Source organism: Phyllobacterium sp. GQ127, from assembly GCF_059758635.1.
This window is the reverse complement of sequence record NZ_JCAXDZ010000005.1, coordinates 266,978-280,363: the sequence shown is the minus strand read 5'-3', so window position 1 is coordinate 280,363 and position 13,386 is coordinate 266,978. Positions and strand designations below refer to the sequence as shown.

General features: G+C 54.2%; 13 protein-coding genes. 1 reads left to right on the top strand and 12 read right to left on the bottom strand.

Annotation, left to right across the window (positions count from 1 at the left end; translation table 11 throughout):
• Positions 1–330: 330 nt before the first annotated feature.
• Positions 331–753 (top strand): helix-turn-helix domain-containing protein, encoded by a 423-nt coding sequence (locus AC6CHM_RS18995; protein WP_498174077.1) that lies wholly within the window; start codon positions 331–333, stop codon positions 751–753.
• Here AC6CHM_RS18995 and AC6CHM_RS18990 read toward each other — a convergent pair.
• The 12 genes from AC6CHM_RS18990 to hutI form a co-directional block, all read right to left on the bottom strand.
• The gene (locus tag AC6CHM_RS18990) at positions 747–1,520 is read right to left on the bottom strand and encodes a phosphodiesterase (protein WP_498174075.1); all 774 of its coding nucleotides are present in this window, start codon (positions 1,518–1,520) and stop codon (positions 747–749) included. The two genes, AC6CHM_RS18995 and AC6CHM_RS18990, sit on opposite strands and share 7 nt — an antisense overlap.
• Before the next feature lie 20 nt (positions 1,521–1,540).
• Positions 1,541–2,584: a LacI family DNA-binding transcriptional regulator gene (locus AC6CHM_RS18985; protein ID WP_337354827.1), complete on the bottom strand. Its 1,044-nt coding sequence runs from the start codon at positions 2,582–2,584 to the stop codon at positions 1,541–1,543.
• Between the two features lie 2 nt (positions 2,585–2,586).
• Positions 2,587–3,399: an ABC transporter permease gene (locus tag AC6CHM_RS18980; protein WP_337354826.1), complete on the bottom strand. Its 813-nt coding sequence runs from the start codon at positions 3,397–3,399 to the stop codon at positions 2,587–2,589.
• Positions 3,396–4,217 carry an ABC transporter permease subunit gene (locus AC6CHM_RS18975; protein ID WP_115053740.1) on the bottom strand — a complete coding sequence of 274 codons (822 nt, stop codon included), beginning with the start codon at positions 4,215–4,217 and terminating at the stop codon, positions 3,396–3,398. The genes AC6CHM_RS18980 and AC6CHM_RS18975 overlap by 4 nt, the downstream gene beginning before the upstream one ends.
• Positions 4,218–4,278: 61 nt before the next feature.
• A complete protein-coding gene (locus AC6CHM_RS18970; RefSeq protein WP_115053739.1) occupies positions 4,279–5,415 on the bottom strand; it encodes an ABC transporter substrate-binding protein in 1,137 nt (378 codons plus the stop codon).
• A 77-nt stretch (positions 5,416–5,492) separates the two neighbouring features.
• On the bottom strand, positions 5,493–6,596 hold the full coding sequence (locus AC6CHM_RS18965; RefSeq protein ID WP_498174072.1) for an ABC transporter ATP-binding protein: 1,104 nt from the start codon (positions 6,594–6,596) through the stop codon (positions 5,493–5,495).
• 123 nt (positions 6,597–6,719) lie between these two features.
• Positions 6,720–7,472 carry a histidine utilization transcriptional repressor HutC gene (gene hutC / locus AC6CHM_RS18960; RefSeq protein WP_115053738.1) on the bottom strand — a complete coding sequence of 251 codons (753 nt, stop codon included), beginning with the start codon at positions 7,470–7,472 and terminating at the stop codon, positions 6,720–6,722.
• Positions 7,469–8,056, bottom strand: a complete 588-nt coding sequence (locus AC6CHM_RS18955; protein ID WP_307275876.1) for a HutD/Ves family protein — start codon at positions 8,054–8,056, stop codon at positions 7,469–7,471. The genes hutC and AC6CHM_RS18955 overlap by 4 nt, the downstream gene beginning before the upstream one ends.
• Positions 8,056–9,726 (bottom strand): urocanate hydratase, encoded by a 1,671-nt coding sequence (gene hutU / locus AC6CHM_RS18950; RefSeq protein WP_115053736.1) that lies wholly within the window; start codon positions 9,724–9,726, stop codon positions 8,056–8,058. The genes AC6CHM_RS18955 and hutU overlap by 1 nt, the downstream gene beginning before the upstream one ends.
• Complete coding sequence (gene hutG, locus AC6CHM_RS18945) at positions 9,707–10,528, bottom strand: N-formylglutamate deformylase (RefSeq protein ID WP_498174069.1); 822 nt, start codon at positions 10,526–10,528, stop codon at positions 9,707–9,709. Before hutG ends, hutU begins: the two co-directional genes overlap by 20 nt.
• A gap of 10 nt (positions 10,529–10,538) precedes the next feature.
• On the bottom strand, positions 10,539–12,080 hold the full coding sequence (gene hutH / locus AC6CHM_RS18940; protein WP_115053734.1) for a histidine ammonia-lyase: 1,542 nt from the start codon (positions 12,078–12,080) through the stop codon (positions 10,539–10,541).
• The gene (gene hutI / locus AC6CHM_RS18935; protein ID WP_498174067.1) at positions 12,077–13,330 is read right to left on the bottom strand and encodes an imidazolonepropionase; all 1,254 of its coding nucleotides are present in this window, start codon (positions 13,328–13,330) and stop codon (positions 12,077–12,079) included. The genes hutH and hutI overlap by 4 nt, the downstream gene beginning before the upstream one ends.
• Positions 13,331–13,386 lie beyond the last annotated feature (56 nt).

The window sequence follows — 13,386 nt, the reverse complement described above, 5'->3', positions numbered from 1 at the left end:
TGAAATGGCTGGAGTAGACAAGTGGGAAGAAACTGCCTTGGGACGCTGGGACACTACCGTACTCGCTTACAAAAAGTGCAATTTCTTAAATAGTAAGGAAATGTGGTTTATAAAAAGTGAATGGATGACAGGTGCTATCGGTTGACAGCTGTCAACTCTGTTTGCAGTTTAACCTCGTTGTCAGCTGTCAACACGCGCAAGGTTCCCTTAGCCAAAGGTTTAATTTCAATCCTACGGCAGTTGCGATAATTACGTAATGCTATTCTCGATTTCAATTTTTTTGCACCACAACCCATAATTGTTTTTATCAGTATTATATGAGTTTCATTCATGGCTTTAAAAGAATCCTCACACGCCGAAAGCTTCGACACTGACGCCCCCGACCAGCAAGTGGCCCTCGCAGATCCCCTCACCCTCGCTGAATCCTTCATGCAGGCAAATATTTCCAACCCAGTCGCAGCATCAAACATAGCAGAAGCAGCCGGGATTAATGTGCGGGCATTGCAGCGGCTTTTTCGCAAAACCTATGCCGCGACCCCAACGCAGGTCTTATTACAAAAGCGCATCGCTCTCGCCCGCGAAATGATCCTGAATGGTGAAGCTCTGTCCGTTAGACAGGTTGCGGCGCAGCTGCAGTTTTCCAACCCCACGCGCTTTTCGAAATTGTACAGCAGGTTTCATGCTCAAACGCCTTCGCACGAGATACGGCAAGGTAAAGCACAGCCGAACATCCCTGCGGAAACAAATCAATAATAGGCCGCTGACGTATCGAGAAAATCGTGTGAGTGGACAATAACTGTCTCGCGATCAATAAAGATCACGCCATACACCGGTGGCTCATGCGTCACGGCAAGCTTGTCAGGCGCGAAGCCAAGCGCCGATTGATGGTTGGTGCCACGCAATACACTCACTGGTATGCCGCGCCAGCTTCCGGCAACAGGTCGATGCGCGTGTCCGGCGAAAACATGCCGAACATTCCCGTGTTCTTTCAAAAGCTCAAAAAGTTCGCCAGCTTCAATAAGGCCTATCGGGTCCAGATGAGGCATATGAATGGGAAAAGGCGGATGATGGGTGAACACATAGACCGATCTGCCGCTCGCATCTTGCAACTGTTGTTTCAACCAAGCGAGGCGTGTGCCATCCAGCCGGCCTTCCACCCTTCCCGTCTCCAGAGTATCAAGCAGAATAAACCGGCCCTCATCAGTATCGACCACCCTATGAACAAAGCCATCTTCTGGGACGATAGACGGGAAAACTCTCAAGAATACGTCGCGATTATCGTGATTGCCCAACATCAGGTGATAAGGAATAACGAGTTTGTTCAGCTCTGTTGCAAGCAGCTGATAGGTTTCTTCATCGCCCGTATCGCTTAGGTCTCCGGTGAAAATTACCATATCTGCATCGGCGTGATGTTTGTTGATATTTTCAATACATCTTTGAAGCCGATCAAGCGGGTCCAACCCGCAAAGGAGTTCACCCGGCTGGACGAGGTGCAGGTCGGTCACTTGAATGATCTTCATCGCTGTTGCTGTCCCGGGTTTTACGAGCGGTTGACGGGCAGGCGCGTGCTGCCCCGCAGGATAAGACTTGTGGCCAGCCGCTCATGCGCAGGCGGGCGAGCAGGGTCTGCTTCACGTTTCTCCAGCAGTGAAACAGCATGCTGCGCCATGATGGCGGCATCCTGCCGGAATGTCGTAAGGTTATATGCATCCCAGGAGGCTTCAGGAATGTCGTCAAAGCCGATAACCGAGACGTCTTCCGGAATGGAAAGCGTCGTGTTGTGGCGGATGTAATCAATCAATCCGAATGCCACGAGGTCATTCACGCAGAACACGGCGTCAGGCCGCGTACTTCCACCAAAAAGCTTTCGTGCTGCGGCCTGCCCGCCTTGATAGTCTGAATTGGTGCCTTCTCCGGACAAAACAGTAGCGCCGTTCTTTTCCGCCTCGTCCCGAAACCCGAACTCTCTTTCGATTGTCGTGGGCGTGCGCACCACCGTGGCCGCGAAAGCCAAGTTCTTAAGGCCGTTATCCAGAAAGAAACGAGCCGCTGCGCGTCCGGCACCTTCATTATCGATATTAACATCGTCGGCACCCGTTTCCGATCGCCCGAGTACGATAAGCGGCTGGCCATTGCGGCTGGCCAGTTCAACGAAAGAAGAGGGCGGGGATCCTGATAGTATGATGGTCGCCTCGGCGCGATACCCGAACAGGGTCTTTTGCGCCGCCGTCAGTTCTTCCTCCGTGCGGCCGGTATTGATGACGATAGGAACGCTGCCGCGATGGATCAAGGCCTTGGTCAGTGCAGCAACGAGATGGGAACGGTAACCCAATTCAGGATTGGTTACGACAAGGCCCACGAGCCGGCTTTTACGGGCCAAAAGGCCGCGCGCCAAATCATTGACCTGATAGCCAAGAGCTTCCGCAGCTTCCAGAATCTTTTCGCGCTTCTTGGCAGAAACACTGGCTCCCGGTGTGAACGCGCGCGATACGGCAGAACGTGAAACACCAGCACGCTTGGCCACTTGCAAGGCACTTACATATTGGTTGCTTTCCTTGTCGAAGGTTTTCTTCTTGGATGTCATTTTCAATGTCCAACTTTCGAAAGCACGTCGGCGCGCAAGAATCGCTCTACCACCAGCATGAAACCTATCGATGGTATGAGCAACAGCAAGGCTGTTATGGAGGCAATCTGATAATTTCCACCCGAGCTCGCAGTATAAAGCAAAAGCGGGAGGGTATTAACATCAGGCGCGCCAACAAAATAGCTGCCGGTAAACTCATCCAGGGATTCAAGAAATACAAAGATTGCGCTTGCTAAAAGCCCCGGCGCGGCGAGGGGGAGGGTGATGTCGCGAAAGGCCCGGAATGGTCCAGCGCCGATGGATCGTGCCGCTTCTTCAAGGTCAATCTGAACCGCTGAGAATGCAGCCGTCGCAATCCAGACCGCATAGACGAGCCCATGGGTTACATGGACCATCACCACACCGGAAATAGTGCCGTTCAGCCCGATCTGATAGAAAAACCGCGCAATATTTACATAGACCGGAAGGTTGGGGAATGCCTGAGGAATAAGAAACGCAAGCAGGATGAGCCCGCGGAAGGGCAGTTTCAGGCGCGACAGGGCATAGCCAGCCGGAATGGCCAAGGCCAGCGACGCGACGACTGTAAGGGAAGCCACGACTATGCTTGTCGCCAGAGAACCCATAGCATTGCCGCGCGGCGAGAATACGCGCTCCCAAAAGCTGAAACCGTATTCCAGCGGCAGCATGTGAGGGAAGTACCATTTCTCGGCAACGGTCCAAAGCAGTAGATTGGTCAGAGGGCCAAAAATGATGAAGGCCAGAAGGCCCAAAATAACAGCACGCGGCAGCCACCAGAAATCAAAGCGCATCATCATGAACGCTCCTTCATCGTCTGCCTCAGATATATCAGAGCGACGCCTGTGGTCAGGATCAACGATATCATACCCAGCGCGTTAGCTACCCCATAGTCACCATGGGCATTGATTCGGAAAGCAATATCGGCGGTTAGCATGGTTGGTGATTGCGCATTGATCATCAAGGGCACCGATAGGACCGACATCATGGTGACGAAGGAAAGGATCAGACCCACCAGAAGCGTTCCGGCAATCTGTGGAAGAACGATTTCAATCAATATGCGAAGGCGCGACGCACCAAGATTGCGCGCTGCCTCGATGGTGCTTCGATCCAATGAAGCCATGGCGCCAGCCACAAGTAACGTAACGAAAGGTGTCTGTTTCCAAACAAAGGCAATGACAATCCCGCGCCAATCGAGGAAACCAACCGTTTGTAACGGGGTCAGGATGCCGAGGCTGACTAGGATATTGTTCATCAGGCCATTCTTGGCGAGAAAGGTCCGCAATATTTGCCCAACTACAATGAATGGAATGAACATGGGCCAGCGATAAAGCCAGCGCAAAATCGCGACAGCGCGCGGGTTTTCCCCAAGCGTCAGATATCCGCCGATTGCTATTGAAAACAGGCCGATTAAAGCCGTTGAAACGGTGACGATGACCACCGTGAAAATCATATCGCTGGAGTAAAGCTCGAAAGATTTGCGGAAATTACCCAGTCCCCAGGCATCGCCCACTTCGAATGCACCCAGAATGGATGCAATCAGCGGCACGATGAAGAACAGCACTATCATCACCAGCGCTGGCAGGACGAGAAGTATGGCGAGGAGGTTTTTCCGCATGGATATTACCTGCACAGGAAAGGGGAGGGGCCTTCGCAAGCGAAAGCCCCTGCTTCAAAAATTAGTTTGCTACGTTCTTCTCATAGGCTTCCAAAATCGCCGAATTATAGGGGGCGATCGGGAAAGGCTTGGCTTTGGTTGCAAGATCCTCCGGTGAGATATCGACAAAGAGCTTGTCCCAGCTGGCCTTGTCCAGCTCCGGCTGTACAAACTTGGCATCAATGCCTGGATACCAGTTGAAGCGCTTGACAATGCCTTCAGCCTGAACTTTCGGGCTGGTTGCCAGCGCAACGAACTTTTCGGCCAGTTCAGTGTTCGGGCTTTTTGCCGGAATGACATAATGCATTGGCTGGCCCGGCATGCCGGGTGCAGGCAGGAAGAGCTTCATTTCCGGCGGCAGTTTGCCATCAGCCTGCCAGGAATAGAACATATCCACCCATACCGGGCCCATGGCTATTTCACCCCGGCTCAGCATGTCCAAAGTGCCGGCATTGCCCGGCGTAAGGGTCGCGTTCGTCGTGAAATCCTTCAGGCCGGCAAATGCCTTGTCCCATTTCTTGGTTTCGGCTTCATCGAACGGACCATTCATCAATTTGGCCGCATCGCCATCGCCAAACGCATAGATCCAGCCCATGACGAAGCTGACGCCGGAAGCGCCACCCTTGATTCCGTTATAGCCGAACTGTTTGGGGTTTTCCTTTGCCCAGCTCACCAGCTCTTCATAGCTCTTTGGCGGTGTCGGTATGAGCGCAGGATTATAGGCGATTGCCGTCTGGCTTGAGAACATGGGCATGACATAGCCATCGACATTCGAGCCAAGCGCCATCTTGGCTTTTTCACTTGTCACCATCTCGCCCGATGCGATCTTCGAGCGATAGGATTCCAGATAGCCGTTCTTTACCATTGGACCAGCGAATTTTTCGTGGACAACTGCAACATCTGCGTCCCACTTTTCGACGTTGGCTTTTGATTGCGCGTCGAAACGTTCCACGATTTTCTGCGACCCGGCATCGCCCGGACCCGTGCCCACGACCCTGACTGTCGTTCCAGGGTTTTCCTTTTCAAAGAGGGGCCCAAGATAGTCATTTATATAGTCGACCATGTTCTGATCGCCTGCGGTCAAAACAGTCAGATCAGCAGCGGCAGCTGGGCCTGTGACAAGTCCCAGAATGAGAGAAGCCTGTAGAAGCGTTTTCATATGTAACTCCCTGAGCAAGATTGTTAATTTTAGTGGTATAAGGCACAGCAGAAGCTAAGCGCAGTTTCGCTTCGCTTTTATGTTATTTTCGCCGTATTTGTTGAGGTATTGAAGATAAAGAGCGAGTCCGCCGGTATTTGCACTTTCACCGTTTCACCCTGATTGTATGGCGCGTCGGCATCGACGAGTATTTCGCGGTCTCCAAGGCGCACAGCATGACGCCAATGGCCACCGGGATAACTTACACTTGCAATTTGCCCCCGCAATTCGAGATGACCGGTGCCCTGCATCGCAACGTCTTGAACACGCGCAAGTCGCGCAGCTTCCGCGCGAAACCGCAACTCCACAGGACCGGTGGCCAATGGTCGGCCGGAGCGTGATGTAACCGAGGTCTGGTTATACTCGCCTTCAGCTAGCTCAATCAGATCGCCTTGCACGCGAGCCTGCATCGGCAGAAGATTCTCGGCACCCATGAAAGCGGCAACGAAAGGCGAGGCCGGTTTGTTATAAACTTCCTCTGGTGGTCCCTGTTGTTCGATCCGCCCCGCATTCATAATGACGATGCGGTCGGCCATGACCATCGCTTCTTCCCGGTCATGGGTGACATGAACAGCCGTGATGCCAAGGCGCTTTTGCAAGACGCGAATTTCATGGCGAACAGTCAGGCGAATGCGCGCATCGAGATTGGAGAGAGGCTCGTCAAGCAGGAGAATTTCCGGGTCAATTGCCAAAGCTCTGCCAAGGGCGACGCGCTGACGCTGTCCACCCGAAAGCTGGCCGGGCTTGCGGTTACCGAGGCCAGAGAGCCCGAGCAGTTCCTGCATCTCGGCAACGCGGCTATTGATGGTTTCGCGCGAGTGCTTTTGGAGCTTCAGGCCGTAGCCAATATTCTGCGCAACAGTCATGTGAGGCCACAGCGCATAGGACTGGAACACGAGTGCCATGCCGCGCTTGTCGGGCGGCAGTTCCGTTACGTTGCGACCGGCAACTTCGATCCGCCCGGAAAACGGCTTTGCGAAACCGGCAATCGTGCGCAGCAAAGTTGTTTTGCCACAGCCCGAAGAGCCAAGGAGAGCAACAAACTCCCCCTTGGCAATGTCCAGATCAAGATTGTCCAGAACAGTCGTCGGCCCATAGCCAACACTCATTCCAGCCACTTTAAGGAAAGCCTGCCCGTTCATTTTCATCCCCTATTGCACAGCTGCGCAATTTTTTCTTTGTACTGTCTGTTTATAACAGCGGGATGACAAGCGAAATTTTTTGTCCCGCTAAAAAGGTGCGAGAACCGGCACGCTCAAGACTGATTAATTACCCTTCGGGCTGAAATGCGCGACGAGGCGATAGCTGTCGCCGGGATAATACATGCGCACGGCAGTGATCGGCTGCGTCCCGCGCCAGGTCGAACGTTCGACCTGCAAGCAAGCAGCGCCTTCCTTGATTCCCAAATGGGCGGACAAGACAGCATCGGCATTCAATGCGTTTATGCGGTTCTCCGCTTCAGACCACGGCACATGCTCGCGCAGCCAGGTGCCGGGCGGGACATTTTCAAAAGCAATGTCGCTGGCATTGGGTACGCTTACCAGATCAATAAGACGATCTTCAAAGGCATGCACGCGGCGGCCCGCCAAATGCCGGCACAGCACTGCCAGAACCGGGCGAGGGGTCTGCACATCAAGACGCTTCATATCTGCTGCCGTGCTGGTCCTTTGACGACGCGAGACAACCTCCAGCCGATAGACTTGACCTATAGCCTCAACCTCAGCCTTCACGTCTGAAATCTCGATGACGGCAGATTGGACAAGTGGCTGTGAAACAAAACTGCCCGCACGACGACGGCGCTCGATCAGTCCTGAAGCGGCAAGCGCCACAAGCGCCTTGTTTACAGTCATGCGTGCGCAACCGTAAGTATCCATCAGTTCACGCTCTATCGGAATGCGATATCCCGGCGCCCATTCCCCTGAAAGTATGCGCCGCTCAATATCGCTGCGGATACGTGCAGACAGCTGGCCTTTGGATTGGTCAGGGTCAACAGGTGAGGGGAGGGTGGCTTTGTTCAAATTGGCCTCGTCAACGAACTGGGCGCAAGGCGAATAATCAAGATAACCGCAGAGCCCCCAACAGCAATCGTGGCCATACCATCTGCTTCGCCGACAAACAACGCATCATGTTTCGTGAGGACCGATCGATCCGCCAGTTCGAGCGTTCCCTCGACGCAAAAAATGATGCTGCTGCCGGAACCAGTTCTTACAATGCAGGGTTCTTTGACTGTCAGTCGCTCCACCGTCGCATGCCATTGACCTCGGCGGGTCATGACATTGAGATCAGTGATGGTGCCGGAGACCAGTGTTGCAGATGTTTCAGCATCGCCGGGAAAGGCAAAGGGCTCGGAGGCAGTTGTCAGGCGAATGGGCTCCATTCCCGCCACATCGAGATTCATACCTTCTCCGTCCAAAACCGTAAGGATGCGATCAATATTCTCGAAGGAGGAGAATGGTCCATCGGAGGCAACTGTCGCCATGCTGACGCGCCAATGAAACTCACCAACACCTGCCCCGGCGGGGGCTACGGCAATCTCCGTCGTGACACCGCCGCCGTTTTTCCAGGGCATCTGTTTGTGATCACTGGCGCGCAATATATGCATCAGCCTAATATGCCCGGCAGGTTGAGACCTTTTTCTTTGGCGCAATCCAGCGCTATCTCATAGCCCGCATCCGCGTGACGCATAACACCGGTCGCCGGATCATTCCACAGAACCCGCTTGATGCGCTCCGCAGCGTCGTCCGTGCCATCACAGCAGATCACCATGCCGGAATGTTGCGAGAAGCCCATGCCCACACCGCCGCCATGATGCAGCGACACCCATGTTGCACCCGATGCAGTGTTCAGAAGCGCGTTCAACAGAGGCCAGTCCGATACGGCATCCGAGCCATCTTTCATCGCTTCCGTTTCCCGATTGGGAGAAGCAACGGAACCGGAATCAAGATGATCACGACCGATAACAATTGGCGCTTTCAATTCACCGGTGCGAACCATTTCGTTGAACGCGAGACCCAGTCGGTCGCGATCGCCCAAACCCACCCAGCAGATGCGTGCTGGCAGACCTTGGAAAGCAATGCGGTCACGCGCCATGTCGAGCCAATTGTGCAGATGCGTATTGCCGGGCGTCAGTTCCTTGACCTTGGCATCGGTCTTGTAAATATCTTCCGGATCACCGGAAAGCGCAGCCCAACGGAACGGGCCGACACCACGGCAGAAAAGCGGGCGGATATAGGCAGGCACGAAGCCGGGGAATGCGAAAGCATTTTCCAAACCTTCATCCTTGGCGACCTGACGAATATTATTGCCGTAATCGAGCGTAGGAATACCCTGTTCCCAGAAAGCAATCATCGCTTCGACATGCTCACGCATTGAGGCGCGGGCGGCTTTCTCGACAGCTTTCGGATCGCTTTCGCGTTTGGCGCGCCATTCCGCCATGGTCCAGCCTTTAGGAAGATAGCCATTGATCGGATCATGCGCCGAAGTCTGGTCAGTCACAATATCCGGGCGGACGCCGCGACGAACCAGCTCCGGCAATATTTCCGCAGCATTGCCAAGAAGGCCAACCGATTTTGCTTCACCCGCCTTGGTCCAGCGGTCAATCATTTCGAGCGCTTCATCCAGCGTTTCAGCTTTCGCATCGACATAGCGGGTGCGTAGACGGAAATCGATTGAGTCCGGATTGCACTCGACAGCGAGACAGCAGGCGCCTGCCATCACAGCAGCCAGTGGCTGCGCGCCGCCCATGCCGCCAAGGCCGCCGGTCAATATCCATTTGCCCTTGAGGCTACCGCCATAATGCTGACGACCGGCTTCGACGAAGGTTTCATAGGTGCCCTGAACGATACCTTGTGTACCGATATAAATCCATGAACCGGCAGTCATCTGGCCATACATGGCCAAACCCTTCTTATCCAGTTCGTTGAAATGATCCCAGGTCGCCCAATGCGGCACAAGATTGGAGTTTGCAATCAGAACGCGCGGTGCATTTGAATGGGTCTTGAACACGCCGACAGGCTTGCCGGATTGCACCAGCAATGTCTCATCTTCGTTCAGCGTTTTCAGCGTGGCGACAATCTTGTCAAAATCATCCCATGTGCGGGCGGCGCGGCCTATGCCGCCATAGACAACCAGCTCATTCGGATTCTCTGCAACATCGGGATCGAGATTGTTCATCAACATGCGCAAGGGCGCTTCGGTCATCCACGATTTTGCATTGAGTTCATTGCCGCGAGGGCTGCGGATTTCGCGGATATTATGCCTTGGATTGTTCATATCTGCTTCCCAGTTTGATTGCAGTCTGTTCAAGAATTTCGAGAATATCTTTGAGGTGCTTGCGCAGTTTTTCCGCCTTGGCTTCATCATAGTCGAAAGGAGGGGCCTCAGTCGTTAGATGGGAAGATTGCGTCAGCTCCATCTGTATGGCGTGGATGTTTTTCTCCGGCTGGCCATAGTGCCGGGTTGTCCAGCCGCCCTTGAAACGTCCATTGATGACCGCGTCATATCCGGAAGCGGCAAAAGCAATACGCCCCACTGCCGAAGCAATTTCCGGCGAGCAGCTTTTGCCCTCATTTGTACCAATGTTGAAATCCGGCAATTTGCCCTGAAACAGAAAGGGGATGTGCGAGCGTATGGAATGGCAATCGTAGAGGATACACAGTCCATGCATGTCATGAACCCGTTTGATTTCCGCTGACAAAGCATCGTGATAGGGACGATGAAAAGCCTCCAGCCTCAGCTTGATATCGGCGGGCGTGGGTTGCTGTTTGTCGCACCAGATCGGCTTGCCGTCAAAGTCTGTTTCCGGAACCAGTGTCGTTGTATTCTGGCCGGGATAAAGACTGTTTCCATCGGGGTCGCGATTGGCATCGATGACATATCGATGGAATGTTGCACGCACCGTAGTTACGTTTGGCAGCAGGCCATCATAGAGTTGATCAATGTGCCAATCCGTATCCGCCAGCATCTGGCCATTCTCGTTGAGACGCGCATGGATATCGACCGGAACTTCCGTACCCGTATGCGGAAAACCGAGAATAATTGGAGATGTACCTTGTTTTACTTCAACAGCGCTCATTGACCGATCCTCACAAGCTTGTATCGAGCAGCGGCAGGATGTCGGGTGAGATGGCAGCGTTCAGCTTGCCGGAAGCAACCACCTCTGAAACAGCCTTCAGATCAGGAGCCATATAGCGATCCTCCTCCAATGTAGGCACCGCTGCTCGAATAACGCCATGAGCGCGCGTGAGTTCCGGGCTGGTCTGCAGCGGTGCACGCAGGTCAATTCCCTGTGCCGCAGTCAAAGCTTCAATACCAATGATCGAGAAAAGATTATCTGTCATCTGCAAGAGACGGCGCGCACCATGACAGGCCATCGAAACATGGTCTTCCTGATTGGCCGATGTGGGTGTCGAGTCGACAGAGGCCGGATGCGACATCTGCTTGTTCTCAGACATCAAGGCGGCTGACGTTACTTCAGCAATCATGAGCCCTGAATTTAGTCCCGGCTTGCGAGCCAGGAATGCCGGCAAGCCATAGCTCAAGGTCGGATCGACCAGCAAGGCGATGCGGCGCTGGGCTATCGATCCAATTTCGCAGATGGCGAGCGCGATCTGATCGGCAGCAAAAGCCACGGGTTCAGCATGAAAATTACCGCCCGAAACCACCGAGCCATCGCTCAAGACCAGCGGATTGTCTGTCACCGCATTGGCTTCGATTTCCAGGGTGCGCGCCGCCATTCGGAGCAGATCAAGACATGCCCCGTCAACCTGTGGTTGACAGCGGATGCAATAAGGATCCTGTACCCGCTCATCGCCCTCAATATGGCTCTCGCGAATAGGAGAGTTTTCAAGCAGACGGCGCAATGCCGCGCCGGTATCAATCTGGCCGCGATGGCCCCGAAGCGAATGTATGTCCGCATGGAAAGGAGCCGATGAGCCCATCGCCGCATCTGTCGACAATGCACCTGTGACCAATGCCGACTGGCCAGCGCGATGGGCGCGAAACAGCCCAGCCAATGCCAGTGCAGTGGAAACTTGTGTGCCGTTGATAAGCGCAAGCCCTTCCTTGGCCGCAAGCACGACGGGCCTCAGACCAGCCTTGGCAAGACCATCTCCGGCAGGCATTTGTGCACCATCAAAGACAACATCGCCTTCGCCGATCATCGCCGCAGCCATATGTGCCAAAGGAGCAAGGTCACCGGAAGCGCCAACTGAACCCTTTTCCGGAATGACCGGAATAACGCCCTTTTCCAGCATTGCCTCAATGAGCGTGATCAGCTCGAAACGCACCCCGGAAGCGCCACGGCCCAACGATATCAGCTTCAGGGCCATGATCAGGCGGACGATATTTTCCGGCAAAGCATTGCCGACACCGCAGCAGTGCGAAAGAATGAGATTGCGTTGCAGCGTTCCAACATCGGCAGCATCGATCTTGATCGAAGCCAGCTTTCCGAAGCCCGTATTGATCCCATAAACAGGAGCATTGCCAGCGGCAATTTCAGCAATACGCCGTGCGGCGGCTTCAATCCCCGCATGGTATGACGGGTCTAGCCTGACGGGCGCTCCTTGCCAGTAAATCGTCTCAAGCGTGCTGAGCGAAACACTGCCCGGATGAAGTATAATGGTCATCGAGTAATCCTTTGTCCGCGGAAAATGCGCATGTGGAGAGGGTTGAACCCTATACGGTAGACAAGCTCAGCCGGGCTCGTCGCATTCCAGACCACGAAGTCGGCTGATTTACCCGCTTCGATCGTGCCTGTGTCATTCAATATGCCAAGCGCACGCGCCGCCTCGCGCGTTGCACCCGAAAGCGCCTCGTCAACTGTCAGGCGGAAAAGCGTGCAAGCCATGTTCATCGTCAAAAGCAGCGAAGTGAGCGGTGAGGTACCCGGATTGCAATCGGTTGCCACGGCAATGTGAACGCCTGCCTCTCGGAGCAACTGGACGGGCGGAGCCTGTTCTTCGCGTAGAGTATAAAAAGCGCCCGGCAGCAAAACAGCAACTGTTCCAGCCGCTGCCATGGCTTTCGCACCCTCTTCATCAAGATATTCGAGATGGTCGGCGGAAAGCGCGCCGTAAGATGCCGCAAGCTTGGCACCGCCGAGATTGGAGAGTTGTTCTGCATGAAGCTTGACGGGAAGGCCGAGAGACTTTGCCTTGTCGAACACACGGGTGATCTGCGCTGGAGAAAAAGCAATGCCCTCGCAAAATCCGTCGACCGCATCGACCAGCTTTTCCGCATGAGCAGCTTCCAACCCGGGTAGCACGACCTCAGAAATATAATCATCGGCGCGGCCACGATATTCAAACGGCACCGCATGGGCAGCAAGATAACTGGTATAAATCCGCACCGGCCGCATGGTCGCCAATCGCCGCGCAACGCGCAGCATTTTCAGCTCGGCTTCAATATTCAGCCCATAGCCCGATTTGATTTCGATGGTTGAAATGCCCTCTGCCAGCAGCGTATCCAGGCGCGGCAGGCTTTGCGCGATCAGTTCATCTTCGCTCAACGCATTGGTTGCCTTGACGGATGAAACAATTCCACCGCCAGCGCGGGCAACGTCTTCGTAGCTTGCCCCTTCGAGCCGCATTTCGAATTCCCGCGCGCGGTTGCCGCCATAGACAAGATGCGTGTGACAATCGATCAGAGATGGCGTCACCAATCTGCCTTCAAGGTCATGGGATGTGGCCGCTTGCGCTTCCACCGGAAGGTCTTTTTCCGCGCCCGCAAAAACAACACGCCCATTCTTTACGAGGATCGCCGCTTGATCAATGATAGCGGTTGCATCGCGCTGGCAGGTAAGCAGGCGCATATTGCGCCACACTTCCACATCTGCATGCCGAGCTTCACTTTCGTCTGAAATTATATTTCCGCCCATGAGCTTTACGCCTTTTCATCTCCTGCTAATATGTATAGACATAATTGAGATCAACG

Coding starts and splice junctions, on each gene's coding strand:
- AC6CHM_RS18995 (WP_498174077.1), top strand. CDS start 331: ATGGCTTTAAAAGAATCCTCACACGCCGAAAGCTTCGACACTGACGCC.
- AC6CHM_RS18990 (WP_498174075.1), bottom strand. CDS start 1,520: ATGAAGATCATTCAAGTGACCGACCTGCACCTCGTCCAGCCGGGTGAA.
- AC6CHM_RS18985 (WP_337354827.1), bottom strand. CDS start 2,584: ATGACATCCAAGAAGAAAACCTTCGACAAGGAAAGCAACCAATATGTA.
- AC6CHM_RS18980 (WP_337354826.1), bottom strand. CDS start 3,399: ATGATGATGCGCTTTGATTTCTGGTGGCTGCCGCGTGCTGTTATTTTG.
- AC6CHM_RS18975 (WP_115053740.1), bottom strand. CDS start 4,217: ATGCGGAAAAACCTCCTCGCCATACTTCTCGTCCTGCCAGCGCTGGTG.
- AC6CHM_RS18970 (WP_115053739.1), bottom strand. CDS start 5,415: ATGAAAACGCTTCTACAGGCTTCTCTCATTCTGGGACTTGTCACAGGC.
- AC6CHM_RS18965 (WP_498174072.1), bottom strand. CDS start 6,596: ATGAACGGGCAGGCTTTCCTTAAAGTGGCTGGAATGAGTGTTGGCTAT.
- AC6CHM_RS18955 (WP_307275876.1), bottom strand. CDS start 8,056: ATGCATATATTGCGCGCCAGTGATCACAAACAGATGCCCTGGAAAAAC.
- hutU (WP_115053736.1), bottom strand. CDS start 9,726: ATGAACAATCCAAGGCATAATATCCGCGAAATCCGCAGCCCTCGCGGC.
- hutG (WP_498174069.1), bottom strand. CDS start 10,528: ATGAGCGCTGTTGAAGTAAAACAAGGTACATCTCCAATTATTCTCGGT.
- hutH (WP_115053734.1), bottom strand. CDS start 12,080: ATGACCATTATACTTCATCCGGGCAGTGTTTCGCTCAGCACGCTTGAG.
- hutI (WP_498174067.1), bottom strand. CDS start 13,330: ATGGGCGGAAATATAATTTCAGACGAAAGTGAAGCTCGGCATGCAGAT.